The organism is Bradyrhizobium sp. RT6a (assembly GCF_040547675.1).
Lineage (GTDB): Bacteria > Pseudomonadota > Alphaproteobacteria > Rhizobiales > Xanthobacteraceae > Bradyrhizobium.
Map to the genome: position 1 here is coordinate 127850 of NZ_JBEPQC010000002.1, position 24060 is coordinate 151909.

At 63.0% G+C, this 24060-nt stretch carries 23 protein-coding genes and 1 pseudogene; 14 read left to right on the forward strand and 10 right to left on the reverse strand.

Annotated features, from left to right (window positions below):
• Positions 1–6 precede the first annotated feature (6 nt).
• Positions 7–495, reverse strand: a complete 489-nt coding sequence (locus tag ABIC03_RS10415) for a phage holin family protein (protein ID WP_354057785.1) — start codon at positions 493–495, stop codon at positions 7–9.
• The gene (locus tag ABIC03_RS10420; protein WP_354057787.1) at positions 496–771 is read right to left on the reverse strand and encodes a hypothetical protein; all 276 of its coding nucleotides are present in this window, start codon (positions 769–771) and stop codon (positions 496–498) included. It lies immediately after the preceding gene.
• 176 nt (positions 772–947) lie between these two features.
• Here ABIC03_RS10420 and ABIC03_RS10425 point away from each other — a divergent pair, with 176 nt between their 5' ends.
• The 3 genes from ABIC03_RS10425 to ABIC03_RS10435 are packed head-to-tail and all read left to right on the forward strand — an operon-like array spanning position 948 to position 3961.
• Positions 948–2084, forward strand: a complete 1137-nt coding sequence (locus ABIC03_RS10425) for an ABC transporter permease (RefSeq protein ID WP_354057789.1) — start codon at positions 948–950, stop codon at positions 2082–2084.
• Between the two features lie 2 nt (positions 2085–2086).
• Positions 2087–2854, forward strand: coding sequence for an ABC transporter ATP-binding protein (locus tag ABIC03_RS10430; RefSeq protein WP_354057791.1), 768 nt, complete (start codon positions 2087–2089; stop codon positions 2852–2854).
• Between the two features lie 3 nt (positions 2855–2857).
• Positions 2858–3961, forward strand: a complete 1104-nt coding sequence (locus ABIC03_RS10435) for an ABC-type transport auxiliary lipoprotein family protein (protein ID WP_354057793.1) — start codon at positions 2858–2860, stop codon at positions 3959–3961.
• 6 nt (positions 3962–3967) lie between these two features.
• Here the strand turns inward: ABIC03_RS10435 and ABIC03_RS10440 are convergent, their stop codons facing one another.
• Complete coding sequence (locus ABIC03_RS10440; protein WP_354057795.1) at positions 3968–4285, reverse strand: c-type cytochrome; 318 nt, start codon at positions 4283–4285, stop codon at positions 3968–3970.
• A gap of 148 nt (positions 4286–4433) precedes the next feature.
• Here ABIC03_RS10440 and ABIC03_RS10445 point away from each other — a divergent pair, with 148 nt between their 5' ends.
• Together ABIC03_RS10445 and ABIC03_RS10450 are read left to right on the forward strand one after the other, a co-directional pair.
• Positions 4434–5144 (forward strand): helix-turn-helix domain-containing protein, encoded by a 711-nt coding sequence (locus ABIC03_RS10445; RefSeq protein ID WP_275169827.1) that lies wholly within the window; start codon positions 4434–4436, stop codon positions 5142–5144.
• A 498-nt stretch (positions 5145–5642) separates the two neighbouring features.
• The gene (locus tag ABIC03_RS10450) at positions 5643–6371 is read left to right on the forward strand and encodes a Crp/Fnr family transcriptional regulator (protein ID WP_275169828.1); all 729 of its coding nucleotides are present in this window, start codon (positions 5643–5645) and stop codon (positions 6369–6371) included.
• On the opposite strand, the gene ABIC03_RS10455 is transcribed toward ABIC03_RS10450, so the two are convergent.
• The gene (locus tag ABIC03_RS10455) at positions 6368–7144 is read right to left on the reverse strand and encodes a cyclase family protein (RefSeq protein ID WP_354057797.1); all 777 of its coding nucleotides are present in this window, start codon (positions 7142–7144) and stop codon (positions 6368–6370) included. The genes ABIC03_RS10450 and ABIC03_RS10455 overlap by 4 nt on opposite strands.
• 324 nt (positions 7145–7468) lie before the next feature.
• Here ABIC03_RS10455 and ABIC03_RS10460 point away from each other — a divergent pair, with 324 nt between their 5' ends.
• The 4 genes from ABIC03_RS10460 to ABIC03_RS10475 all read left to right on the forward strand — a co-directional run bounded on the left by ABIC03_RS10460 (position 7469) and on the right by ABIC03_RS10475 (position 11188).
• Positions 7469–8440 (forward strand): TRAP transporter substrate-binding protein, encoded by a 972-nt coding sequence (locus tag ABIC03_RS10460; protein WP_354057799.1) that lies wholly within the window; start codon positions 7469–7471, stop codon positions 8438–8440.
• Between the two features lie 86 nt (positions 8441–8526).
• Entirely contained in the window at positions 8527–9075 is a 549-nt protein-coding gene (locus ABIC03_RS10465; protein WP_354057801.1) for a TRAP transporter small permease, read from the forward strand.
• A complete protein-coding gene (locus tag ABIC03_RS10470; protein ID WP_354057803.1) occupies positions 9066–10358 on the forward strand; it encodes a TRAP transporter large permease in 1293 nt (430 codons plus the stop codon). Before ABIC03_RS10465 ends, ABIC03_RS10470 begins: the two co-directional genes overlap by 10 nt.
• A 23-nt stretch (positions 10359–10381) precedes the next feature.
• On the forward strand, positions 10382–11188 hold the full coding sequence (locus ABIC03_RS10475; protein ID WP_354057805.1) for an SDR family NAD(P)-dependent oxidoreductase: 807 nt from the start codon (positions 10382–10384) through the stop codon (positions 11186–11188).
• 9 nt (positions 11189–11197) lie between these two features.
• Here the strand turns inward: ABIC03_RS10475 and ABIC03_RS10480 are convergent, their stop codons facing one another.
• Genes ABIC03_RS10480 through ABIC03_RS10495 form a run of 4 tightly spaced genes read right to left on the reverse strand, consistent with a single transcriptional unit; the run spans position 11198 to position 15464 of the window.
• Positions 11198–11896 carry a molybdate ABC transporter substrate-binding protein gene (locus tag ABIC03_RS10480; RefSeq protein ID WP_354057807.1) on the reverse strand — a complete coding sequence of 233 codons (699 nt, stop codon included), beginning with the start codon at positions 11894–11896 and terminating at the stop codon, positions 11198–11200.
• Complete coding sequence (locus ABIC03_RS10485) at positions 11893–14025, reverse strand: xanthine dehydrogenase family protein molybdopterin-binding subunit (protein ID WP_354057809.1); 2133 nt, start codon at positions 14023–14025, stop codon at positions 11893–11895. Before ABIC03_RS10485 ends, ABIC03_RS10480 begins: the two co-directional genes overlap by 4 nt.
• The gene (locus ABIC03_RS10490; RefSeq protein ID WP_354057811.1) at positions 14022–14492 is read right to left on the reverse strand and encodes a (2Fe-2S)-binding protein; all 471 of its coding nucleotides are present in this window, start codon (positions 14490–14492) and stop codon (positions 14022–14024) included. Before ABIC03_RS10490 ends, ABIC03_RS10485 begins: the two co-directional genes overlap by 4 nt.
• 15 nt (positions 14493–14507) lie before the next feature.
• Complete coding sequence (locus ABIC03_RS10495; protein ID WP_354059607.1) at positions 14508–15464, reverse strand: Bug family tripartite tricarboxylate transporter substrate binding protein; 957 nt, start codon at positions 15462–15464, stop codon at positions 14508–14510.
• Between the two features lie 249 nt (positions 15465–15713).
• On the opposite strand from ABIC03_RS10495, the gene ABIC03_RS10500 reads away from it, so the two are divergent.
• From ABIC03_RS10500 to ABIC03_RS10515, 4 genes and pseudogenes are all read left to right on the forward strand, one after another.
• Positions 15714–17804, forward strand: a complete 2091-nt coding sequence (locus tag ABIC03_RS10500) for a molybdopterin-dependent oxidoreductase (RefSeq protein WP_354057813.1) — start codon at positions 15714–15716, stop codon at positions 17802–17804.
• Positions 17805–17941: 137 nt separating this feature from the next.
• Positions 17942–18724 carry an enoyl-CoA hydratase/isomerase family protein gene (locus ABIC03_RS10505; protein ID WP_354057815.1) on the forward strand — a complete coding sequence of 261 codons (783 nt, stop codon included), beginning with the start codon at positions 17942–17944 and terminating at the stop codon, positions 18722–18724.
• 416 nt (positions 18725–19140) lie between these two features.
• Positions 19141–19913: pseudogene (locus tag ABIC03_RS10510) on the forward strand (PHP domain-containing protein); the annotation flags it as partial.
• A 248-nt stretch (positions 19914–20161) separates the two neighbouring features.
• Complete coding sequence (locus ABIC03_RS10515; protein ID WP_354057817.1) at positions 20162–20443, forward strand: hypothetical protein; 282 nt, start codon at positions 20162–20164, stop codon at positions 20441–20443.
• 146 nt (positions 20444–20589) lie between these two features.
• On the opposite strand, the gene ABIC03_RS10520 is transcribed toward ABIC03_RS10515, so the two are convergent.
• Together ABIC03_RS10520 and ABIC03_RS10525 are read right to left on the reverse strand one after the other, a co-directional pair.
• Positions 20590–20853, reverse strand: a complete 264-nt coding sequence (locus tag ABIC03_RS10520) for a hypothetical protein (RefSeq protein ID WP_354057819.1) — start codon at positions 20851–20853, stop codon at positions 20590–20592.
• A 12-nt stretch (positions 20854–20865) separates the two neighbouring features.
• Complete coding sequence (locus ABIC03_RS10525) at positions 20866–21093, reverse strand: hypothetical protein (protein ID WP_354057821.1); 228 nt, start codon at positions 21091–21093, stop codon at positions 20866–20868.
• A gap of 809 nt (positions 21094–21902) precedes the next feature.
• On the opposite strand from ABIC03_RS10525, the gene ABIC03_RS10530 reads away from it, so the two are divergent.
• Complete coding sequence (locus ABIC03_RS10530) at positions 21903–23306, forward strand: O-antigen ligase family protein (protein WP_354057822.1); 1404 nt, start codon at positions 21903–21905, stop codon at positions 23304–23306.
• The last annotated feature ends 754 nt before the right edge of the window (positions 23307–24060 follow it).

Here is a 24060-nt window from a genome sequence, read left to right on the forward strand (position 1 = left end):
GCGCCGTCAGGAGCGCGCTTTAGCCGGATTTGCGGCGGCGGAGTCCTTGGCCGTTCGCCGCAAATTCTTGACCAGGACCGCAATCAGCGGCACCAGCACGGGCAAGATCGTGCTGAGCGGATGATGCACGGCGCCCGACACCTGGGCCTGGAATGTGCGTGCCTCGAGCTGAAGAGCTTCGATGGATGCGCCGTGAATCTCGTTGGCGAGTTCGATGTCGCGGCCCGAAGGAGGCCGGCCGGCAATCACGAAGAGAATTGCTGCGATGGCAAAATTGACGGCGCCGAGGATGGCCGCCGCGCCAATGGCACTCCAGATCTGCACCAGTGCGAAATAGGCGGACAGCTCCAGCATCAGGAGCCCGAACGCGGCGATCAGCGCCGCAAAGGCGCGCAAGCCGAGGCCGATCAGCAGGTGGCGCAGCCTGATGTCCGCGATAATCCTGTCGGTACGCCAAAGCACACGCAGATGCTTGACGACATTTTCCGTGTTCACCTAGTGCCTCCGCAGCATGAAGCCGACGACCACGCCGAGCGCGAAAGCCGAGGCAAGTGATGTGATCGGGCGGTCCGCAATGAGGCCCTGAAGTTGCTCCTGGTCCGCGTCAACGGTCTCGCCGAGCTCGGCGAGCGCGGCTTTGATCTGATCGGCAAGGGCCTCCGCGCGGTCTTTCGAACTGTCGAACATCTCCTCGCCGGCCGTGCTCAGCAAGCGTGTGACGTCAACCTTCAGCGTGCGCAGTTCTTCGCTCATCCTGTCGCTGTCGAACATGGATCTGATTTCCCCGTTGAATGGAATCAAACCTAGGACCCGCCGGCGCGAGCGCGCTTGATTTGCGTCAAGGACGCAGACGCGTCGTGGTCTTGAGACAGGTCAAACCGGCTGCCACATGCTGGCCTAGAATGACCGGCTGAATGGGGATCCGGTTGTCCCGATGAGGTGGAAGCGTGAACTCCGAACCGCTGTTGCTGGCAACGCCCTCCGGCGAAGAGCTGAAATTGTGCCCGGAAGGGCCGTGGATTGCCGCGAACGTGTCGTTGCTGGAGACGTTGTCCCGGTCGGTCGGGGCGGATGTCGATCGATCCAGAACCGTGACCCTGGACATGTCAGGCGTCAGCGCGCTCGACACGCTCGGCGCCTGGGTCCTGGAAAAGCTGTCGCGCAGGGCCTCATCATCCGGTCAATCGGCCGAGTTTATCGGTGTCGCCGACCATTTCAGTGGCCTGATGGACGAGGTGCGTCAGGTCAACCGCCACACGCCGGCGCCGACGCCTGCACCCAACCCTGTCCTGCTCAGACTGAACAATCTCGGCAAGTCCACGGTCGGCGCGCGCGAAGACATCACGATCTTTCTTCAAATGCTGGGCGCGTTGTTCATGGCCGTGATCGGCGTGCTGCGCCGGCCGCGCTCGCTGCGGCTGACATCGCTGATCTATCAGCTCTACCGCATCGGCTGGCAGGCCATCCCCATCGTCGTGCTCATCACCTTCCTGATCGGCGCCATCATCGCCCAGCAGGGATTTTTTCATTTCCGCAGGTTCGGCGCGGAGTCCTACACCGTCGACATGGTCGGCATCCTGGTGCTGCGCGAACTCGGCGTGCTGATCGTCGCCATCATGGTCGCCGGCCGCTCGGGAAGCGCCTACACCGCCGAGCTCGGCTCGATGAAGATGCGCGAGGAGATCGACGCGCTCTCGACCATGGGCCTCGATCCCGTCCACGTCCTGATCCTGCCGCGGGTTGCGGCCCTGGTCATTGCGCTGCCGATCCTTGCTTTCATTGGTTCGATTGCCGCACTCTATGGCGGCGGCCTGGTCGCGCAGTTCTACGGCGGCATGGCGCCGGCGATTTATATCGCGCGGCTGCACGATGCGATCTCGATCGCCCATTTCGAGGTGGGCATCCTGAAGGCGCCGTTCATGGCGCTGGTGATCGGAGTAGTCGCTTGCAGCGAGGGCTTGCGCGTGAAGGGCAGCGCCGAGTCGCTGGGGCGACAGACCACGACGTCGGTGGTCAAGTCGATCTTCCTGGTGATCGTGCTCGACGGCCTGTTCGCGATCTTCTTCGCCTCGATCGGAATGTGATCATGAGCGAGTCGCAAGAGCAGTTCGCGATCCGCGTCCGCGACCTCGTGGTCGGCTTCGGCCAGCAAACCGTGCTCGATCATCTGTCACTCGACGTGCGCCGGGGTGAGATCCTCGGACTCGTGGGGGCGTCGGGTGGCGGCAAGTCGGTCCTGATGCGAACCATCATCGGCCTCATCCCGCGCCAAGGCGGGAGCATCGAGGTCACGGGACGGCCAATCGGTGGCCGCACCGAAGGCGCGGCTACGACATGGGGCATCCTGTTCCAGCAGGGCGCACTGTTCTCCTCGCTGACGGTCCGGCAGAACATCCAGTTTCCGCTCCGTGAAAATCTCGTCCTGTCACAGGAGCTCATGGACGAGATCGCGATCGCCAAGCTCGAAATGGTCGGGCTGCGGGCGCAGGATGCCGATAAATATCCAGCGGAGCTATCCGGCGGCATGACCAAGCGCGTCGCGCTGGCGCGCGCGCTCGCACTCGATCCGCCGATCCTCTTCCTGGACGAGCCGACCTCGGGCCTCGATCCGATCGCGGCGGGTGATTTCGATGCGCTGATCGGGACACTGCAAAAGACCCTCGGCCTCACCGTGTTCATGGTCACCCATGATCTGGCGAGCCTGACCACGGTCTGCGACCGTGTCGCTGCTCTCGCCGACGGCAAGATCGTGGCGATCGGCCCGATGCGCGAACTGCTGCAATCCGAGCATCCCTGGGTGCGCGCCTATTTCCACGGCAAGCGCTCGCAGATGCTGCAACACGAGATGAGATGAGACATGGAAACCCGCGCTCCCTACGTGCTGATCGGCAGTTTCGTCCTGGCCGCGATCCTCGCGGTGTTCGGCTTCGTCTATTGGCTGAACAACACCGGCGGCATCGGGCCGCGCACCAGCTATCACGTGCAATTTCAGGGCCCGGTGCCCGGTCTTCTGGTCGGCGCCGGCGTGCTGTTCAACGGCATCCGCGTCGGCGAGGTCACCCAGCTCGGGCTAGCGCCGGACAATCCACGCTTCGTCAATGCGACAATCTCGGTTGCTTCAACCACGCCGGTGCGCGTCGACAGCAGGGTCGGGCTCGATTTCCAGGGGCTGACCGGCGTGCCGGTGGTGACGCTGGAGGGAGGCGTCATCGTCACCAGATCCGGCGAGCCCCCGACCTTGATTGCCGAGGCGGGTGCGGGCCAGAGCATGACGCAGGCCGCGCGTGATGCACTGCGGCGGGTCGACACCGTGCTGGAGGACAATTCGGGCCCGCTAAAGGACACCGTCGCCAATCTCAAGACCTTCTCCGAGGGACTTGCGCGCAACACCGGCAAGATTGACGGCATTCTGGCGGGCCTGGAGAAGATGACCGGTGGCGGAACGCCGGCGCAGAAAGTCACCTATGACCTTCGCACGCCGCAGAACCTCGGTCCGGCCGGCAAGACGCTCTCGGCGTCACTGGCCATTCCCGAGCCGACAGCGGTCGCCATGCTGCAGACCCAGCGTATGCTGTTCGCGCCCGGCGGCGATCATGCGGGCTTTGCGGACTTCCTCTGGGCCGACAGCATTCCCAAGCTGGTGCAGGCGCGGTTGATCGACAGTTTCGAGAATTACGACATCGCCCACGCGCCGTTGCGCACGGCCGATCTCGGGCAGGCGGACTATCAGCTGCTGATCGACATCAGGCGCTTCCGCATTGCCACGGAGGGGGAGACACGGGTCGAGATCGGACTGTCGGCACGGATCGTCGACAAGAACGGCAAGGTGATTGCCTCGCGTCTCGTCGAGACCAGCGAAAAGCTCGACAAGGTCGAGCCGGCCGTAGCGGTCGCAGCGTTCGATACGGCCTTCACGCGCGTCGCGAAGGAGCTGATCGGCTGGACGGTGCAGGCGGTGTGACGCCGGCTATTCCAGGGTCTTGAGGTAGGACAGCAGATCGTAGATCTGGTCCGGACTGAGCTCGAAGGCCGGCATGTCGGCGTGGCCGGTGTTGATGCCCTCGGCCAGAGCCTCCCCAAGGCTCTCGATGGGATAACGCTGGTGCAAAGTCCGCAGCGGCGGTGCGACCTTGAGCGGACTGTTCGACGCACGGTCGATCGCGTGGCAGCGCGCGCAATTGGCTCGCGCGAAGGCCTTGCCGCGTTGTTCGGCGGTCGGGGCCGCCAGGGCAGGCGTCATCAGAAGCAACCCGATCAACCCGTGACGCAGCGTTCCTTGCAGCATGTAAAGTGACCCCGTTTAAGTCTGGGAGAAGAATAGGGCGGGGATTCCCTCCAAAATTGATCTGGGTCAACCGGCTTTGGCGCAGTGCAGTAAAATGCAGCCGCGCGGCGGAATGGGCCTGATGGGCAGCCGGCGCTTGGAGCGGTCGATGAAGCCCGTAGTCACGATTGAGCCGAACTGGCAGCTCTGCAGCGATTGCGCCGTCCGCGCATCGGCGGTTTGTTCGTCGTTGGATGCGGTCGAGCTTCGGGAATTCGAGCATCTCGGTCGGCGCGTCCATTTTTCCTCAGGCGAGACTGTGTTCTCCGAGGAGGACATCACGACCTCGTTCTACAATCTCGTCGAGGGCGTCATGCGGCTGTACAAGCTGCTGACCGATGGCCGCCGGCAGATCGTCGGCTTTGCCTTGCCCGGCGATTTCCTGGGGATGAATGTTTCGGGCAGGCACAATTTTTCGGCCGATGCGATCGGTGCGGTGACCGTATGCCAGTTCGCTAAGGCACCCTTCGGCCGTTTCATCGAGGACCGGCTGCACCTCCTCAGGCGGATCAACGAACTGGCAATTCGCGAGCTGAACCAGGCCCGGGACCACATGGTCCTGCTCGGCCGCCGTTCGGCGGACGAAAAGGTTGCGGCCTTTCTGCTCGGCTGGCGCGAACGGCTGGTCTCGCTGAAGGGGGCGTCGGACACGGTTCCGCTTCCAATGAGCCGCCAGGACATCGCCGACTACCTCGGCCTGACCATCGAGACCGTCAGCCGCACCTTCACCAAGCTGGAGCGCCACGGCGTGATCGAGATCATTCATGGCGGGATCAGCCTGCTCGATCCGGCGAAGGTCGAGGCTCTGGCCGCAGCCTGATTCCGATGTAGCGCGGCTCAATTTTGATCGGGATCAATGCGTTCGGCCGCGTGCCCCGAATAATGCCTGAAACCACAGGGGAGGGCATCATGCCGGCTGACGCGTTGCTTATGAGCATCATAGTCGTGGCAATCTTTGTCACATTCGCCGGGGCATTGGTCTGGGCAGACCGGCAGACCAGCGCAAGCGGGCCCGAGTCGGACGTCAAGCCTCGAAGCTCCTGAGATCACGGTCGCATTTTGCGGCACCCGCGGCGCGGGCTATGCCGTGCGAGTTCGGGATGGTTGGCAGCGCCTCAACGCAAGGCGGCTTGCGGCGCTTGCAACTCTGCATCGACTGGGACGCATTGGCTCATCCTTCGGCTGCCGGCTTCGCGCCTGACCGCGGCATTTTCGCCGCGTTTGCCTCAAATGGGGGCGCATGCTTTCCGGTTGAAAAACTGGGCTACACTGACTACGCAGGGACCCCAGTGCCTCGCAGTCTTAGGAGCCCAGTGGCGTGCCTCAGGACAAGACCGGCGACGACCCCCGACAAGCGGCGGGGAATAAATTATCGGTCCTGCGCAAGCACCCGATCTTTGCGGATCTGGAGCCGGAGGCGCTGGATCAGCTCTGCCGTTACGCCAAGCACACCACGGTGAAGCGCGGCGCGACGATCGCCGCCAAGGGCGATCCCGGCAACAATCTGTTCGCGGTGATCACAGGGACGGTGAAGATTTCCTCTTCGTCGCCTGACGGCCGCAACGCTATTCTCAATCTGATCGGTCCTGGAGAGATCTTCGGCGAAATCGCGGTGCTCGACGGCGCCCCCAGGTCGGCCGATGCGACCGCCAACACCAATTGCGAGCTCTACATCATCGATCGCCGGGACTTCCTGCCGTTCGTGAAGAGCCAGCCGGCGCTCGCAATGAAATTCATCGAGCTGCTCTGCGCGCGCCTGCGCTGGACCAGCCAGCAGGTCGAGCAGGTGATCCTGCAAAATCTGCCGGGCCGGCTCGCGAGCGCACTGCTCGGCCTCACCGAAGAGCGCAAGTTCGACTCCGGCAGCGGCACGCTTGTCATCACGCAGCAGGAGATCAGCGAGATGGTGGGGATGACACGCGAGAGCATCAACAAGCAATTGCGCGCCTGGGCGGGCCGCAACTGGGTTCGCCTCGAGCACGGCGCCATTGTCGTGCTCGACATTGATGCCTTGCGCGAACTCGCCGAGAGCGGGCTCGACAGCTAGCTGTCGATGATCGCGACGGCGCGGGTCCAGCCCGCGGAGGCCCGCTCGATTTTCACTGGAAAGCACGAGACGGTGAACCCGGTCGAAGGCAGCTGATCGAGATTGTGCAGCTTCTCGAGATGGCAATAGCCGATGTGCCGCCCCGCCTTGTGGCCCTCCCAGATCAGGCCGGCATCTTTCGTTTCGGCATATTTCTTCGCGGTGTGGACGAACGGCGCGTCCCAGCTCCAGCCGTCGGTGCCGGTCAGCCGCACGCCGCGTTCGAGCAGATACATGGTGGCCTCATAGCCCATGCCGCAGCCTGAGTTGACATAGTCGGCTTGGCCGAACTTGGCGCCGGCGCCGGTGTTGACGACGACGATCTCCAGCGGCGACAGCGCATGCCCGATCCGCCTCAACTCCTTCTCGACGTCGTCCGCGCTCGCGACATAGCCATCGGGGAGATGCCGGAAGTCGAGCTTCACGCCGGGCTGAAAGCACCATTCCAGCGGCACTTCGTCGATCGTCCATGACCGTTCGCCGCGATTCATGGTTGGATGGAAGTGCCAGGGCGCATCGAGATGCGTGCCGTTATGGGTCGACAGCGAGACCTGCTCGACGGCCCAGCCCTGGCCGTCCGGCAGGTCCTGTGCCGTGAGGCCGTCGAAGAACCGCAGCATCCGCGGCAGGCCCTGCTGGTGATCGATGTACTGGATCGCCGGGTGATTGCCCGGCGGATCCGCCGTCACGTCGTTTCTGAGCGGCACGGAGATGTCGATCAGCTTCCGCGGCATGGGCATTCCTCGGGATGGTTCGTTTCGTTTCGCTGCATCTTGAGGGGGCCGCACCGGCGTCGTCAAGCAACGCGCATGAACGCTTCCCGTGCCAGACGGCAGATGATTTCGGAAAAACTGGACGATGAGCCGGCTGTCTGCCCAAACCCCGGTTTGATCCATCGATGCAACTCTAGCATTGATCGATGCCGGATTTGGCTTGGACAGAGAATGCCGCGCGCCCTAGGGACGACGATGGCGCTTGACTTCACACCGGAAGTGGAGCGACCCAAGGCGGCCCGCAGCATCTGCCCAACGACATAATCAACTCAGGAGGAAGCCCAGATGAAGATACTCACCGGCATCATCGCAGCCGCTCTGCTGGCGGTCTCAGCCCCCTTGGCGACCGCACGCGATTTCCGTTCCGCCGACATCCACCCCGCCGATTATCCGACCGTCGAGGCCGTCAAGTTCATGGGCAAGCAGCTCGCCGCGGCGAGCGGCGGCAAGCTCGGAGTGAAAGTGTTTCCCAACGGTGCCTTGGGCTCCGAGAAGGACACCATCGAGCAGCTCAAGATCGGTGCACTCGACATGATGCGGATCAACGCATCGCCCTTGAACAACTTCGTGCCGGAAACCATCGCGTTGTGCCTGCCCTTCATCTTCCGGGACACGCAGCACATGCGCACCGTCCTTGACGGGCCGATCGGCGACGAGATCCTGGCGGCCATGGCGCCCGCCGGCCTGGTCGGCCTCGCCTATTATGACAGCGGCGCCCGGTCCATTTACACCGTCAAGGCACCGATCAAGTCGCTCGCGGACCTCAAGGGTCTGAAGATTCGCGTCCAGCAATCCGATCTGTGGGTCGGCATGATCCAGAGCCTCGGGGCCAATCCGACGCCGATGCCCTATGGCGAGGTCTATACCGCTCTGAAGACCGGTCTGGTGGACGCTGCCGAGAACAACTGGCCGTCTTACGAGTCCTCGCGCCACTTCGAGGCCGCCAAGTTCTACAACATCACCGAACACTCCCTGGCGCCCGAAGTTCTCGTGATGTCGAAGACGGTCTGGGACACGCTGAGCAAGGAGGACCAGGCGATGGTCCGCAAGGCGGCGAAGGAATCGGTTCCGGTCATGCGCAAGCTCTGGGACGAGCGTGAGCAGGCGTCCCGCAAGACCGTCGAAGCGGCCGGCGTTCAGGTCGTGACGATCGCCAACAAGGCGGAGTTCGTCGACGCGATGAAGCCGGTGTACGACAAGTTCGCAGGTGACGAGAAGCTGAAGGGCCTCGTCAAGCGTATCCAGGACACGAAGTAAGACCATTGCGTCGGTCCGGCGTCGCCGATTGGCGACACCGGACCGACGCGTTGGAGGCGCGCAAGGAGACTTGCAAGGAGACTTGGATGACAGACCCTCACGTCGCAGACCACGAACTGGACGTAGCCGGACGCCCGTCCACCGGCTTGCTGTCCCGGATCAATGCTCCTGTCGCTCGGCTGGGCATGTATCTGTCGGTGACCGGGCTGCTCGTGATCGTCACCATCGTCTTCTACCAGGTGTTCGGACGTTATGTGCTCAATTCCAGCCCGACCTGGACGGAGAACCTAGCATTGGTTCTGATCCTCTATGTCACGCTGATCGGCGCTGCCGTCGGCGTGCGCGATGCCGGGCATATCGGCATGGACAGTTTGCTGGTGATGCTGCCGGATCACGCGCGAGAGAAGATCGAGATTGTCATCCACGTCCTGGTGGCCGGCTTCGGCCTCGCGATGGCCTATAACGGCTGGATCCTCGGAGCCTCGGTCGGAACCGTGAAGATCCCCAATCTCGGCCTGCCTGAGGTCATCCGCTACGTGCCGCTGATCGCCTCCGGCGTCCTGATCGTCTCCTTTTCAATCGAGCACATTATCGCTCTCCTGCGCGGCGAAGAAGTCGTCCCCTCATGGAACTGATCATTCTCGGCGCCACTTTCTTCGGCTTCCTGGTCCTCGGCGTCCCCGTCGCCTTCGCGATCGGCCTGTCGGCGATTTGCACCATCCTCTACGAAGGCCTGCCGGTCGCGGTCATCTTCCAGCAGATGATGTCGGGGATGAACATCTTCTCCTTCCTCGCTATCCCGTTCTTCGTCTTCAGCGGTGAGCTGATGCTGCATGGCGGCGTCGCCGACAAGATCGTGCAACTCGCCAAGAATCTCGTCGGACACATCCGCGGCGGGCTCGGCATGTCGAACGTGGTCGCCTGCACGCTGTTCGGCGGCGTGTCCGGCTCGCCCGTGGCCGACGTGTCGGCGATGGGGGCGGTGATGATCCCCATGATGAAGAAGGAAGGTTTCGACACCGACTACGCCGTCAACGTCACCACCCATGCGTCGCTGGTCGGAGCCTTGATGCCGACCAGTCACAACATGATCATCTATGCGCTCGCCGCCGGCGGCAAGGTCTCGATCGGCGCGCTGATCGCCGCCGGTCTCCTGCCTGCGCTGGTGCTGATGGTGTGCATGCTGGTTGCCGCTTACGCGGTCGCGGTGAAGCGCGGCTATCCGGCCGGCAAGTTCCCGGGCTGGCCCGCAGTTTTTCGCTCGCTCGCGGCCGCTCTGCCCGGCCTTCTGATCATCGGCATCATCCTGGCGGGTATCTTGTCCGGCGTGTTCACCGCAACCGAATCCGCAGCCGTCGCGGTCACCTATACGATCTTGCTGACGTTCTTCATCTATCGCACGATGACCTGGCCGAACTTCCTGCGCGCCGCGGCCAAGGCGGTGAAGACGACGGGGGTGGTACTGCTGCTGATCGGCGTCTCTACCATGTTCCAGTATCTGATGGGGCTCTACGAGGTCGCCGATTTCGCCGGCGAGATGATGAGCAAGGTCTCGACGCAACCCTGGGTCATCTTCCTGCTCATCAACGTCATCCTGTTCGTGCTCGGCACGTTCATGGACATGGCTGCGACCATCCTGATCTGCACGCCCATCTTCCTGCCGATCGCGATGAAGGCGGGCATGGATCCGGTGCAGTTCGGCATGCTGATGCTGATCAACTGCGCGCTCGGGCTGAACACTCCGCCGGTCGGAACCACGCAGTTCGTGGGCTGCGCCATCGGTGGCATCTCCGTGGGTGCGGTAATGCGCACCATCCTTCCTTTCTACGCCGCCCTGATCGCAGCTCTGATGTTCGTGACCTACGTCCCCGCCTTCTCGCTGTGGCTGCCCCGCCTGCTGATGGGCTACAAGGGATAGCAGCAATACAGGAGAATCTACCCGTGACTGACTATCGCAAGCTCTTCGATCTCACCGGCAAGTCGGCCGTGGTGCTCGGCGCCGCCTCCGGGATCGGCAAGTCGTCGGCCGAGGCGCTGGCCGCGCTCGGCGCCCGTGTCATCTGCGCCGATCGCGCGCTCGACGTCGCCGAAGCAACCGCCGCTGGCATTCGCGAGAAGGGCGGCTGGGCCGAGGCAGCTGCGTGCGACGCGGCTAACGCTGCAGACGTCAATGCGCTGGCCAAGACCGTGATGCAGAAATTCTCGCGGCTCGACATCGCGGTGACGACACCCGGGCTCAACATCCGCAAGACCATCCTCGACTACACCGAGGAGGATCTCGACCGCGTCCTCAATCTCAACATCAAGGGCACGGTCTGGTTCTTCCAGGCCTTCGGCCGCATCATGGTCGAGCAGAAGGGTGGCAGCATCATCGCCTGCTCCTCGGTGCGGGCGGTGACCATCGAGCCGGGCCTCGGCGTCTACGGCTCGACCAAGGCCGCGATCGGCCTGCTGGTGAAGGGCTTTGCGTCGGAGGTTGGACGCTCCGGCGTGCGCGTCAACGCGATCGCGCCGAGCATCGCCGAGACCGCGCTGACCGGCCCGTTCAAGCAGCGTCCCGACATCTACAATCTCTACGCCGGCCACACCGTGTTCAACCGCTGGAGCAGCGCCGACGAGGTCGCGACAGCCGTCGCCTATCTCGCCTCGGACGCCGCGAGCTATGTCAGCGGCAGCACGCTGTTCGTCGATGGCGGCTGGACCGCAGTCGACGGTCCGCCGACCGGCCTCACCCAGTTGCACACATAGAGCGGTTATCTAGCCGGTGAAGCCTGCGCGCTGGCGTAGATCCTTGCGGTCTGCGCCGGTCAGCAACGCGATCAGCGCGGCCGCTTCTTGCGGATGTGCGGCTCGCGTGGTCACCCCGGCCGTGTACATCGTCACGAGCTCGCAACCCGGCGGCAGCGCTCCTGACAGCGCGATGCCGTCGGTTGCGATGATCTCGGTCGCTTGCGTGCAGCCGATGGGATGGGCGGCGGTGGACGCCGCAAGCTCCCGCATCGCGGTCGCGCCGTTCGGAAAAATCTGGAGGCGCGACGCGACCTCGTAAGCGATGCCGAGCTGATCCAGCACCTTTGCGACGTGCTGCCCCGCCGTCGAGGCTTTCGTGTCCGGGACGTAGATCGCGTCGGCGCTGCGCAGCACCTCGCGCAGGTCAGCCTCAGTCGTCACGGTCACCTTGGGATCGCGGCTGCGGACCGCCAGCGCGGTCTCGACCCGCCCGACATCCGAGATCGAGGAGGGGGTGACGAGCTTCTCCGCGGCAAGCTTTGCAAGCAGCGCCTGCGTCAGGATCACCAGATCGGCCGCCGTTCCCGCCCGCAGCTTGTCGGCCATGATGCCGACGGCGCCGAACTCGCCGTCGATGCCGAAGCCGGTCTGTGTCTTGAAGAGATCACTGAGGCCGCGCACCAGGCCTTGTGCCGCGCCTCCGCTCAAAATGGTCACCGTCGTCACGATGCCAGCTCCATGGCTGCAATGATCTTGTCGCGGGTGATCGGCAGGTCGCGCACCCGCACGCCGAGGCAATCGTAAACGGCATTCGCGATCGCGGCCGTCACCGGGCCGTGGGCGGCCTCGCCGGCGCCGACCGGCTCGATCTCCGGCCGCTGAACGATCTCGACATCCACCATTGGCACCTCGCTGAAGGTGAGGATCGGATAGTCGGTCCAAGACGTCGATGTGATGCGCGTTCGGTCGAAGCGGACGCGTTCCTTCAGCACCCAGCTCGTCGCCTGGATCGCGCCGCCCTCGATCTGGTTGATGACGCCGTCCGGGTTGATGGCCTCGCCGACATCGACCGCCAGCGTCAGCCGCTTGACGCGGATGTCATCGGTGCCCTCGATCTCCGCAATCGCGGCACAATAGGCCCCCGTGTTCTTGTAGCGGGCGAAGCCGACGCCATGACCGATGCCGGCCTGCTTCTGCGGTTTCCACTGCGCGCGGCGTGCCGCGGCCCGGATGACGTCCTTCGCGCGCTCGTCGCGCAGATGACGCAAGCGGAACGCGATCGGGTCTTCGCCGCGCAGGGCTGCGATCTCGTCGAGCAGGGACTCGATGGCGAAGACATTGCCTTGTCCGCCGAGTGTTCGCAGCGCCGAGGTCCGCACCGGCATGGTCAGCAGCCGATGGCTCGTGATCGTCCAGGCCTTGAGGTCGTAGAGCGGAACGGAGTTGCGGTCGCCGCCACCGCCATTGGTTGCGGGCGGATTGGTCGAGATCATGCGCGGCCAGGGATTCGCGATCTCGGTTGCGGCAAGCAGCGCAGGCTGGGCCGCGCGCCCGGGCCGCGCCGCGTGGCCGTTGCTCCAGATCGCATGGCGCCAACCGACGATCTCGTTGTCCGCATCGAGATCGGCCTCGATCTCGATCGCCATCGCCGCGCCGAACGGCGCATGGGACATCTCGTCGTGGCGCGACCACTGCACCCGCACCGGACGGCCGCCGGCCGCTTTCGCCAGCAGCACGGCATCGAGCGCGACATCGTCGGCGGCATTGTGACCGTAGCAACCCGCGCCCTCCATGTGCTCGACGACGATGTTTTCTGCCGGCAGCTTGAGCACGATCGCGAGGTCGGCGCGCAGCAGATAAACGCCCTGGCTGTGCGTCCAGACATGGACGCGATCACCGTCCCATTGTGCCATCGCACAGGACGGGGCGATCGAGGCATGCGCGATGTAGGGACGGATGTATTGCCGGCGGAGGGTGTGAGCAGCTTTATCGGTCGCTGCTACGGCCCTGGTATCAATGATGGTCGTTTCGACCGGTTGGCTCTTCAGAAACCCGGCCAGATCATCTTCGTCGGGCAACGGCTCACCGGCCGACCATGTCGCGCCCTTGCGCAAGGCCTTCAGCGCGGTTTCCGCCGCTGCCTCGCTGTCGGCAACCACCCCGGAAAAGCTGCCGTCGCGGACGATCGCGACGAGGCCGGGAACGGCTCGCGTCGCGCTCTTGTCGAGCGCGATCAGCCTGGCGCCCGAGATGTCCGGCCGCAGCACGCGTCCGTGCAGCAAGTCCGGCAGCGGACAGTCATGAATAAAGCGCGGCCGTGCGAACACCTTGTCGGGAATGTCGACGCGCTGGACCGAATGTCCGGCCACAGTGCGTTTGGCGACAATCTTCGCCTTCGCGCCCGCAATGGCGTCGTGGTCGAGCGAGACGTCGCCGGCCAACTCCCAATAGCTGGTCCTGACATTGCCGGGGCCCGAGATCGTGCCGTCCTGGATCTCGAGCAGCGACGCATCGACACCGAGACGTTCGGATGCCGCGGCGAGGAAGCGCTGGCGCACCTCGGCACAGGCGTGGCGCAGCGCGCGGCCGGACTGCTGGACCGATAGGCTGCCCGAGGTGACGCCCTCGTTCGGGCTGGCCGCCGTGGAGGCGCGGATCATCTCGATGCGGCCAATATCGACGTCGAGCTCGTCCGCTGCGATCTGCGCCAGGGCCGTGACGATGCCCTGGCCGATCTCGACCTTGCCGGGCGAGATCGCGACACGGCCATCGCCGATGAGCTTCACCCAGGATGACAGCTTTGGATTGGCCGCAAGGCTGACCGGCAGTGTCGGGGCAGGGGACGGCGCACTCATGATGTCGCCATCTCCGAGGCCGCGCGCAGCACGGCCCGGACCATGCGGTTGTGCGATCCGCAGCGGCACAGATTGCGATCAAGCGCGGTTTTGACCTCAGCCTCCGTCGGCGACGGATTGCGCTTCAGCAGCGCCGCCGCGCTGATCAGGATCCCCGAGACGCAATAGCCGCATTGCATCGCCTGTTCGGCGATAAGGGCGCGTTGCAGCGGATGCGGTTGCTCCGCTGTGCCGAGGCCTTCCACCGTGACGACCTCCTTGTCTGCGACCGACCACATCGGCATGTCGCAGGAGGCCATCGCGCGGTCGTCGACCATGACATGGCAGGCGCCGCACTCGCCGGCCCCGCAGCCGAAATGCGGACTTGTGACGCCGAGGCGGGCGCGCAGCACGTCGAGCAGCGTCTGATCCGGATCGGCATCCACAGCCGCCGCCGTGCCGTTGAGCTGGAATTGAATGGTGGGCATTGTCGCTCTACGGCTTCAGGACTTGTCGAACTTCTTGACGATTTCGGCCCATTTTTCGATGTCGCCGCGCAGGAATTGGTCGAATTCCTCCGGCGTCATCGACATCGGCATCGCGCCCTGCGCAGTCCAGAGCTTAACGATGTCGGGTCGCTTCACCATTGCGTTCACGGCGGCATTGAGCTTGTCGATCACAGGTTTCGGCGTGCCGGCCGGCGCCATCAGGCCGAGCCAGATCGTGGCTTCATAGCCTGCTACGCCCGCTTCGATCGCTGTCGGCACGTTCGGCAGCACCGCCGAGCGCTGCTTGCCGGTGATCGCGAGCGCGCGGACCTGGCTCTCGCCGATGTTCGGCGCCATCGCCGGCACCGCGTCGATCATCATCTGCACCTGCCCGCCGATCACGCCGCTGCGCGCCTCGCCACTGTTGCGGTAAGGGACGTGGACGAGGTCGATGCCGGCCATGGCTTTGAACAGCTCGCCGGCCATGTGGTAGGGCGTGCCCTGGCCGGAGGAGGCGTAGTTCAATTTGCCCGGCTGCGACTTGGCGAGCGCGACGAACTCCTGCAGCGTCTTCGCTGCGACTTGCGGGTTCACCACGATGACGAGATCGGAAGCGTTCACCGGTGCGATCGGCGCGAGGTCGCGCATCAGCTCGTATTTGCGTTTGTCCGGCGTCAGCAGCGATTCGTTCGCGGTTTGGGTGTTGGACATCATCAACAGCGTGTAGCCGTCGGCGGGCGACTTCGCCGCCTCGACCGTGCCGATGACCCCGCCCGCGCCGGTGCGGTTCTCGATCACGAAGGGCTGGCCAAAACTCTCCTGAAGCGCATTGCCGATCTGCCGGGCCGCGACATCGGCCGGCCCGCCGGCGCCGAAGGGCACGACGATCCGGACCGCGTGATTGGGATAGTCTTGCGCCAGGGAGGGGGCCGCGGAGAAGGCGCTGAGCAGGCCGGCGGCCAGCGCCAGCATGAATTGTCGGGCCGTCACACCCACCTCCCTGATGTCGTTCTTGTTGGCCGGCACTGTAGCGGCAGGGGAGGCGGACTGTCGACGCCTCACAGGGCCGATGCGGCCTGGAATATCCTGCGGCTTCGGTGTGGCGGCGCCGCTCTTCGCGGTCGCGGCAGGAACCGGCGGCGCGTGATTTGAGCAAATCGCATGGGCGTTGCCGGATAAATACCCTCGGCTGACAGGTATTTTGGTGTTACCAAATTGGACATGAACCAGCACGCCAAGATCGAAATCCGCCATTCGACCTGTCCGCATGATTGCCCGTCGGCCTGTGCCCTCGACATCGAGGTGGTCGAGGGACGCAGCATCGGTCGTGTCCGCGGTTCGAAAAAGCAGACCTATACGGCCGGCGTGGTCTGCGCCAAGGTCGCCCGTTATGCCGAGCGCATCCATCATCCTGAAAGGCTGATGTATCCGCTGCGCCGTACCGGGCCGAAGGGCTCGGGCCAATTCGCGCGGATCACCTGGGACGAGGCGCTGGACGAGATTGCCGATCGCTTCAACCAGGCCGAGCGCGAATTCGGCGCGGACTCGGTCTGGCCCTATTATTACGCCGGCACGATGGGGCTGGTGATGCGCGACGGCCTCAACCGCCTCACGCATGTGAAAAAATATTCGCGGTTCTATCAGACCATCTGCGCCAATGTCGGGCGCATCGGGTTTGCGATCGGCACCGGCAAGATCGCCGGCGTCGATCCGCGCGAGATGGCACTCTCCGATCTCGTGGTGATCTGGGGCACCAACCCCGTCAACACGCAAGTCAACGTGATGACGCACGCCGCCCGTGCGCGCAAGGAGCGTGGCGCCAAGATCGCGGCCGTCGACATCTACGACAACGAGACCATGAAGCAGGCGGATATCAAGATCATGCTGCGGCCGGGCACCGACGGCGCGTTCGCCTGCGGCGTGATGCATGTCCTGTTCCGCGACGGCCATGCCGATCGCGCCTATATGGACAAGTACACCGATTGCCCCGGCGAGCTCGAGGCGCATCTGAAGACGCGCACGCCGGAATGGGCGTCCGCGATCTCGGGCGTGCCGGTGGCGGAGATCGAGGCTTTTGCCAAACTGGTCGGCGAGACCAAGCGGACCTTCTTCCGGCTCGGCTACGGCTTCACCCGCTCGCGCAACGGCGCGGCGCAGATGCATGCCGCGAACTGCATTCCCGCGGTGACCGGCGCCTGGCAATATGAAGGCGGCGGGGCCTTCTTCAACAATTACGCGCTGTGGCACTTCAACGAATCCATCATCGAAGGTCACGACGCCATCGACCCAGCCATCCGCGCGCTCGACCAGTCGCAGATCGGCCGCATCCTCACCGGCGATTCCAAGGCGCTGCACGGCAAGGGTGCGGTCAAGGCGCTGCTGATCCAGAACACAAACCCGATGACGGTGGCGCCGGAGCAGGCGCTGGTCCGGCAGGGTTTTGCGCGCGAGGATTTGTTCGTCGCGGTGCACGAGCAGTTCATGACCGAGACGGCCGAGATGGCCGACATCGTGCTGCCGGCGACGATGTTCATGGAACATGACGATCTCTATTACGGCGGCGGGCACCAGCACATCTCGGTCGGCCCGAAGCTGATCGATCCGCCCGGCGAATGCCGCTCCAACCACGAGGTCCTGCAGGCGCTGGCGCCGCGGCTCGGCGCCAGTCATCCGGGGTTCGAGCTGACGCCGCGTGAATTGATCGACGCGACGCTGAAGCTGAGCGACCACGGCGACATTGCCGGCCTCGAAGCCGATCTCTGGCGCGACCTGCAGCCGGACTTCCGCACGTCGCATTATCTCGACGGCTTTGCCCATGCCGACGGGAAATTCCACTTCAAGGCCGATTGGGCGCATCCGCCGTTCGGCCAGAAGATGGGCGATTTCGACAAGATGCCGTCGCTGCCGGACCATTGGGCGGTGATCGAGCATTCCGACCAGGCCCATCCGTTCCGGCTTGCCACCAGCCCGTCGCGCAGCTTCCTCAACACCACCTTCAACGAGACGCCGTCCTCCCAGGCGCGCGAGGGCAAGGCGAGCGTGATGATCCATCCCCTGGATGCGGCCGCGCTCGATATCGCCGATGGCGATGCCGTGACGCTCGGCAACACCCGCGGCGAGACCACGCTGATCGCCAAACTGTTCGAGGGCGTGCGGCGCGGTGTGCTGATCGCGGAGTCCGTTCATCCCAACAAGAACCATATCGGTGACCGCGGCATCAACATGCTGACGGGCGCGGACACGATCGCGCCGATCGGCGGCGCCGCATTCCACGACAACAAGGTCTGGATCAGGAAAGCGGTCGCGGCCTGAGCCGCACACGCGCTTCGATCGCCGGCAACTTTGTGTCGAGGCGCTAAAGCGGCGCCGCGCCGCAGTTTGCCCTTGCACCTTCGGCCCGAGCTGCCGCAAATGGCCGCCAAACGGAGAGCCAAGGAAGCGAGCGTGCGATGACCGACACCACAGCCGTGATCACCGAGAAGCGCGGGCAGGCGCTCTGGATCACCATCAACCGGCCCGAGAAGCGCAACGCGCTGAATGGCGAGGTCATCGCCGGCATCGCGCGCGGCTATCGCGACGCGCATGACGACAAGGATGTCCGAATCATCGTGCTGACAGGCGCGGGCGACAAGGCGTTCTGTGCCGGCGCGGATCTGCAGAACTCCGGCGCGGCCTTCGCGATGGATCATTCGAAGCCGAATGTCGACTATGCCGATCTGTTGCGCTTGTCGCAGAACGCCACCAAGCCCGCGATCGCGCGCCTCAGTGGCGTCTGCATGGCCGGCGGCATGGGCCTGCTCTGCATGACCGACATGGCCGTCGCCGCCGATCACGTCATCTTCGGCCTGCCGGAGGTGAAGGTCGGTGTATTCCCGATGCAGGTGTTGAGCCTGTTGCAGTCCATTGCGCCACCTCGCCTCGTCAACGAATGGGCGCTGACCGGCGAGCCGTTCGACGCCAAGGCGGCGCAAGCTGCGGGCCTGCTGAACTACGTCGTGCCCACGGCCGAGCTGGACGCCAAGGTGGACTGGCTGATCGGCCGCATCGTCGACAAATCGCCGACCGCGATCCGTCGCGGCAAATACGCGATGCGTGCCATCGCCTCGATGTCGTTCGACGAGAGCATCGCCTACACCGAAAGCCAGATCGCGCTGCTCGCCATGACCGAGGACGCCAAGGAAGGGCTGAAAGCGTTCAGCGAGAAACGCAAGCCATTGTGGACGGGAAAATAGGCGATCCTTTCAGCGCATTCGTGGGCGCTGCCGTCGATCGACGTGCCTTTATTCCGAGGAGAGATTGGCGTTTAGCGCCTTCAGTAAATCCTCCGTGTCGGAAGGACCGAAAAGAAAGCTCCTGACGTAGGCCAGCCTCTGTGATAATTGTTTTTACCACACTACGTAGATAGCGGAGATCCTTGCGCGGGGTAATCCATGGTAGCGGGATTGCCGACTGACGATGCGCATGGTCACGCCGGAATACCAGGCCGGAGAGGGTGGTCCTTTTGATCTCGTCAAGTTCCTCCATAAGTTCAGGGAAGAGAGGGGCGCCAGTTTCGTCCGTTAGGGGCCACCAGGCCTCCTCTCCATTCTTCGGATGCACGATTCTGACGCTATTTGGCCGCTCGATGGGGCGATAATGCGAAATGTCGAAGGCGCCGATACCCAAGCTCGTCAGCGACAAGGATCTGCGGGGAATCCTTCACTGCCACACGGATGCCTCCGATGGCACCGAGACCTTGGAGACCATGGCCAAGGCTACGCGCCAGCGCGGTTTCGAGTATTTCGGCGTCGCCGATCACTCCAAGTCCGCGCACTACGCGGGGGGTCTCTCGGAGGAAGAGATCGCGCAGCAGCACCGGGACGCCTACCGGTTGAACAAGCGCTTCGGCAAGGATTTCCGGATCCTCAAAGGCATCGAGTCCGACATTCTGGCCGACGGCTCGCTGGACTATGCGGAGGACGTGCTGCAGCGCTTCGACTTCGTGGTCGCGAGCATCCACGCCCGCTTCAAACTCGACCGCAAGGCGCAGACGAGCGCCTGCTTCGGGCCATCTGCAACCCTCACACCACCATCATCGGCCACATGACCGGGTGCCAGCTCCAGCGGCGGCTAGGCTACGAAATCGACGTCGAGAAGGTGCTGCGGGCCTGCGCCAAGCATGATGTCGTGGTCGAGATCAACGCCCACCCGTGGCGCCTCGACCTGGACTGGCGCTGGCACCAGGCCGCCCTCGACTTCGGCTGCATGCTGAGCATCAATCCGGACGCCCACTCCATCCCTGAGCTCGACCACATGCACTGGGGCGTCGAGATGGCCCGGAAGGGCGGTGTCCCTGCCGACCGGGTCCTGAACGCGATGGCTCTTCCGGACATCACGCGCTACTTCCGCCAGAAGCGGCGCTCGTTCGCCCAGGCGGCCTGATGCAGCAGGCGTACGCGCTCTGCGCAACTGCGGAAGAGCGCCGGCCCGCCAAGCTTGAACGGGCGGGCCTTACCCACAATTCAATCGCGCTCCGGGCTCGATTTCTTTCTGGGGCCTCTTATCGATGGACAGGGACAACCATTATGTTCACAGACCCGAATTCGTACTAGGATTGGCTCATGAGCTAACCGCCATACAACTATTCGGGTCGCCTTCAACGGGTCTCATAAAGCCTATGGTGGTGCGAGATGAATTACGACGAATTTTCCAAGCTGCCAGACGCTACGAAAATCGAAGCGCGGTTGTCGTGGCTCGAATGGAAGATGGTCGATTTGCTTGGGTTACTCATTGCGCACACCTCCATACTGACCGGGATTTTGGCAGCTTGGCTCTTCAGCACTGTGAGCGGAATCGAATCTCTCTGGGTAAAGGTCACTCTATTCGGCTGCACCTTCCTAGTGGTCGGATGGCTGCTCAAGCGAAGAGCCTTCAAGAAAGCCCCCGCGCACATCCCTCTAATCGATCCATAGAATAATTTGCACTGCGCGCGATTGCTTCAAGGCGAGGTCATCGAGACCCCCGCCGGCGTCGCTGCCGGCGGGAATCCGATCAACAGCTTAATCCATTTGACGTCGAGCGTGCCACCTGAGCCGCTGCAACGCCCATAGGGGCCGGATCAGCCGCATTGGGCCTCTCCATGCCATGCGGCTCGGTAGTTGTCCTTCAGCTTGTCCTGCATTTCGGATAGGTGAAACACGGCAAAGCACAGCTCTGGCCGTGTGCCGTCGTCCGCTTCCGAGACCATTTGCGCGGCGATCCTGCCCATCATCACGCAATCGCCGATCGGCGTTTCCAGGTCGCGGAAAGCGTCACCATGGAGGGCCGCGGTTTCTTCCTTGGTGATCCGCCGGGTTGGCAGAAGTTCAACGAAGTTGCTCATGCCACGTCCCTTTCAGTTCGTTGCCGTGCCAGGCTCAAGCACAAAACGAGCTAGTGCGGTATCGCGCTCCCCGCGGGCGTGGCCAAGGATCAGCGCTCCTAGGGTCGCCATGTAGTCGGCCGGCACGATCAGCTTGACTTGCACGTTGCTGTAGCCGTCGCCGTCGACGGTCGGGAGAGTGAAGATCAGGCGCTGATTTGCGCCGAGGCTATCAATGCGGGAAAGCTCGCCGACGAACATGTCTCAGGCGTTGTCGATAAGACGACGGGTCATGGTGGGTTGCTCTTTAGCTTGGCCCGTCACAGCGATGCCCGAAGGCGGCCCGGGCAGTCGGGGGGTGACAACGTGCTAAAGAGACACGTCGGCGCGCCTTTAAGGGTCTCCCCTCTGGACATAGCGCACCGCCCCCGGCACAAGAGCTAGGTGAGGCGCGCCCGCCAAGGCGCTCCTAGGCGTCATAGGAAGCCCGCCCGGCGAGGACGGGGCGCTGCTTGAGATGGCCGAAAACTACGGTCGTGAGGCTGCGAAATTCGCCGTGGATAGGACCGTGGATCGCTCGCGCCGCGCTCGAAAATGCGAGTAATATCAAGAAGGTTTACTGGACACCCCTTCTGCCAAAAGTTCATTTAAATCAATTACTTAAGCGGATGTCAAAGTTTCAGCGCACAATCGAACGTACAATCAGCTCGCTGCCTGGCCGGCACGACATCGAGTCAATCTGTCGCACCTTGGCGGTCGCAACTGAAGATCCGGTCGAGCGCGCCGCGCTGCTCGAGCTTGCTGATAACTATCTGCCGAGCCACCGAGGGACTAGACCCCGTCCGTGGTACCGGATTCTTCGCAGATAGCTATCGGCGCTTCAAACCATCCTGCTTGGCGATAGCTGCCTTGCTCATCTGCTTGATCGTGTCGGCCATATTGACTTGCCACTCAGCCCCTTCTTCTGAGCACAGGCCTGGTTGTCGTTGCATCGCCTATAGCCCGCTCCGGACAACAACGATTGACTTAGCTGCGAATCCGTCCCTACCCAGGTTGAGGAGAACGGGAACATGTGGGATTTTCTCTACGAGAACACCGATAAGCTTGGATTCACCGTGCTGGGAACCGCGCTCTTTTTGGCAGCGCTCTGGAATCTGCCTGTTTTGTCTAGAGCGTTTTGGCGAGGGCTAAGTCTCGCGTGTTTTGTATCAAGCGGCCCAATCCTAATGTTTGCTCACGAGTTCTTTGATACCTCGTCCGTTTTTACAGCCGCGTTTTTAGGGGGGACCACGCTAGCGCTCCTGCTGCTTGGGAATTGGAAATCGCTTTCTGTTCACAGGGCAGATCTTGCGTTTTGCGTCTTTCTTGCGGGGACCACGGTGTCAATCGCTCTCCACGGATTTTCGGATCCGAAAGAATTGGCCTTGCTCGCACTAACAGTTGCCGCATATCCCGCCGGTCGGGTATTCGCCGGTGCCCCGATTGAGCCGACATTCACAATCATAAGCGCCACGATCGTCGTAATCGGTGCGATCACTATCCTCGCCGCGATCAATGCAGGACCAGGATATGTCGACAGCGTCGGCAAGGTCTTCGTTTTCGGGAAGTACGGAGCCGCCCAGCTCTACTTCGCAGTTGCACTGGCTGTTACGATCGCCGCGCTTGTGGCGCGACCATTGACGTTGAAACAAGCTGTTGGGGTTGCGGTCGCAGCAGCCCTGCCCACGGCAATCATTGCGGCGGCTATGGTGCGATTTTCTTTTGTCTCCATAATGGGCATGCTGGCACTCGCAGCTATCTTTGGTAGTGCGAAGGATCGAAAGGCGCTCGCTGTGGTCGCTGGTGTGCTTGTTCTTGCCATCATGGCTGGCCACTTCAGTCGTCCCGTCACCGCCGCACTTTTTATGAAGTCGGGCGTCGAGTCGCTCGGGCTGGGAAATGCTGAAACCACCTCTCCGCCCTTGCACGCGGCCGCACTACAGGCGGCACCAGCCCAACCGCTGGCGATGCCAGCTCAGTCGAGGTGCGCCGGGATCGACCAAACCAACACGGTCGAAATTCGCAAGCAGCTTTATCGGGAGGCATTTCAGCTCCTGCCCCAGACGATGCTAATTGGCATCGGCTTGGACCGTTTCACGGATGCATCTTGCCTCGCCGAGAAGAATGAAGTGCACAATAGTGTGCTTCAGGTCGCCGTCGAATTTGGCTGGCCTGCCAGCATAGCACTTTTAATTCTGACGCTGCTCGCAGGACAAAGGGCTCTTTCTCAGGCGCCTTCTAGCCAGGAGGCGCGCTTCGCCCTGTGCGTGCTAACATTCCTATTCTGCATGAGCATGGCACACGGGAGGATAAGCCGCGATGCGCAGCTATTCCTATTTCTCGGTTATGCCGTGAGTGCGAGCCGCCAGATTGTCTCTCGTGCCGGCGCAAGCTCCGCGACGGTCCGCACGATCGGCACGGCACCGTCGTGCTAGCACAGTGGCCCACCAGCGTGAACCGGCAGGCCGTGAAGGTCAGCGCCGCAATGTCCGCTCAATTTCACCGGCTGCCCAGGTCGCCACGATCATGCGAACGGAAGCGAGCACGAGCAGCGTAGTACCGAACTAGATCCATCATTTTTCCACCTGCTTGATTGGGCCACCTAGCCTGTACACGCCGGGCTATCCGAGAATTGGAAAAGTCATCCGGTCCGGAGTCGCCACAGTCCACGCCTATCGAGTGTCAATCCACTCGTAATGGAGCTTGCGCTCGCCCTTCGGTTCCGGTTGGATTAAAGCGCAGGGGGACTCTTATATGGCGATGTTGACCTCGGGATAAGAAGGTCCGTGTCCGTAGCGCACCCAGGCTGTTTTCTGGAGCTTGCTCTAGTTTGCGACGTTTGGCTGGAGCTAGCTCAAACTGGCTGATGATGGATCGGACCGATTGATCAGCCAGCATAGAAACGTCGAATGTTCAACGCGGCGAACTCCAGATTGATTCTTGTTCGACCGGCCGGTCTACCGTCGGAAGCGAGTCGTTGGTTGCACATGCGCATCTTCGGCGCGGAAGCACCTAGAATGCCAAAGTGCTGAACCCGCCCTAGAATGACGCGAACGATAGCGGGGTGATGCGCCACACCACGCATTCGGGGGTGGGGTTTCGCAGTAAGCCATTGATCCGTAATGATCGGGTATATGCCCACTTGAAGAATTCGCTTGAGAATCAATGCTGGTAGCGTGTCTCTTAATC

What these genes read in the sequence shown, in the direction of transcription:
- ABIC03_RS10420 (WP_354057787.1), bottom strand. Translation starts at nt 771, where the DNA reads ATGTTCGACAGCGACAGGATGAGCGAAGAACTGCGCACGCTGAAGGTT.
- ABIC03_RS10430 (WP_354057791.1), top strand. Translation starts at nt 2,087, where the DNA reads ATGAGCGAGTCGCAAGAGCAGTTCGCGATCCGCGTCCGCGACCTCGTG.
- ABIC03_RS10435 (WP_354057793.1), top strand. Translation starts at nt 2,858, where the DNA reads ATGGAAACCCGCGCTCCCTACGTGCTGATCGGCAGTTTCGTCCTGGCC.
- ABIC03_RS10440 (WP_354057795.1), bottom strand. Translation starts at nt 4,285, where the DNA reads ATGCTGCAAGGAACGCTGCGTCACGGGTTGATCGGGTTGCTTCTGATG.
- ABIC03_RS10445 (WP_275169827.1), top strand. Translation starts at nt 4,434, where the DNA reads ATGAAGCCCGTAGTCACGATTGAGCCGAACTGGCAGCTCTGCAGCGAT.
- ABIC03_RS10455 (WP_354057797.1), bottom strand. Translation starts at nt 7,144, where the DNA reads ATGCCGCGGAAGCTGATCGACATCTCCGTGCCGCTCAGAAACGACGTG.
- ABIC03_RS10460 (WP_354057799.1), top strand. Translation starts at nt 7,469, where the DNA reads ATGAAGATACTCACCGGCATCATCGCAGCCGCTCTGCTGGCGGTCTCA.
- ABIC03_RS10465 (WP_354057801.1), top strand. Translation starts at nt 8,527, where the DNA reads ATGACAGACCCTCACGTCGCAGACCACGAACTGGACGTAGCCGGACGC.
- ABIC03_RS10470 (WP_354057803.1), top strand. Translation starts at nt 9,066, where the DNA reads ATGGAACTGATCATTCTCGGCGCCACTTTCTTCGGCTTCCTGGTCCTC.
- ABIC03_RS10485 (WP_354057809.1), bottom strand. Translation starts at nt 14,025, where the DNA reads ATGAGTGCGCCGTCCCCTGCCCCGACACTGCCGGTCAGCCTTGCGGCC.
- ABIC03_RS10490 (WP_354057811.1), bottom strand. Translation starts at nt 14,492, where the DNA reads ATGCCCACCATTCAATTCCAGCTCAACGGCACGGCGGCGGCTGTGGAT.
- ABIC03_RS10495 (WP_354059607.1), bottom strand. Translation starts at nt 15,464, where the DNA reads ATGCTGGCGCTGGCCGCCGGCCTGCTCAGCGCCTTCTCCGCGGCCCCC.
- ABIC03_RS10500 (WP_354057813.1), top strand. Translation starts at nt 15,714, where the DNA reads ATGAACCAGCACGCCAAGATCGAAATCCGCCATTCGACCTGTCCGCAT.
- ABIC03_RS10505 (WP_354057815.1), top strand. Translation starts at nt 17,942, where the DNA reads ATGACCGACACCACAGCCGTGATCACCGAGAAGCGCGGGCAGGCGCTC.
- ABIC03_RS10515 (WP_354057817.1), top strand. Translation starts at nt 20,162, where the DNA reads ATGAATTACGACGAATTTTCCAAGCTGCCAGACGCTACGAAAATCGAA.
- ABIC03_RS10520 (WP_354057819.1), bottom strand. Translation starts at nt 20,853, where the DNA reads ATGAGCAACTTCGTTGAACTTCTGCCAACCCGGCGGATCACCAAGGAA.
- ABIC03_RS10525 (WP_354057821.1), bottom strand. Translation starts at nt 21,093, where the DNA reads ATGTTCGTCGGCGAGCTTTCCCGCATTGATAGCCTCGGCGCAAATCAG.
- ABIC03_RS10530 (WP_354057822.1), top strand. Translation starts at nt 21,903, where the DNA reads ATGTGGGATTTTCTCTACGAGAACACCGATAAGCTTGGATTCACCGTG.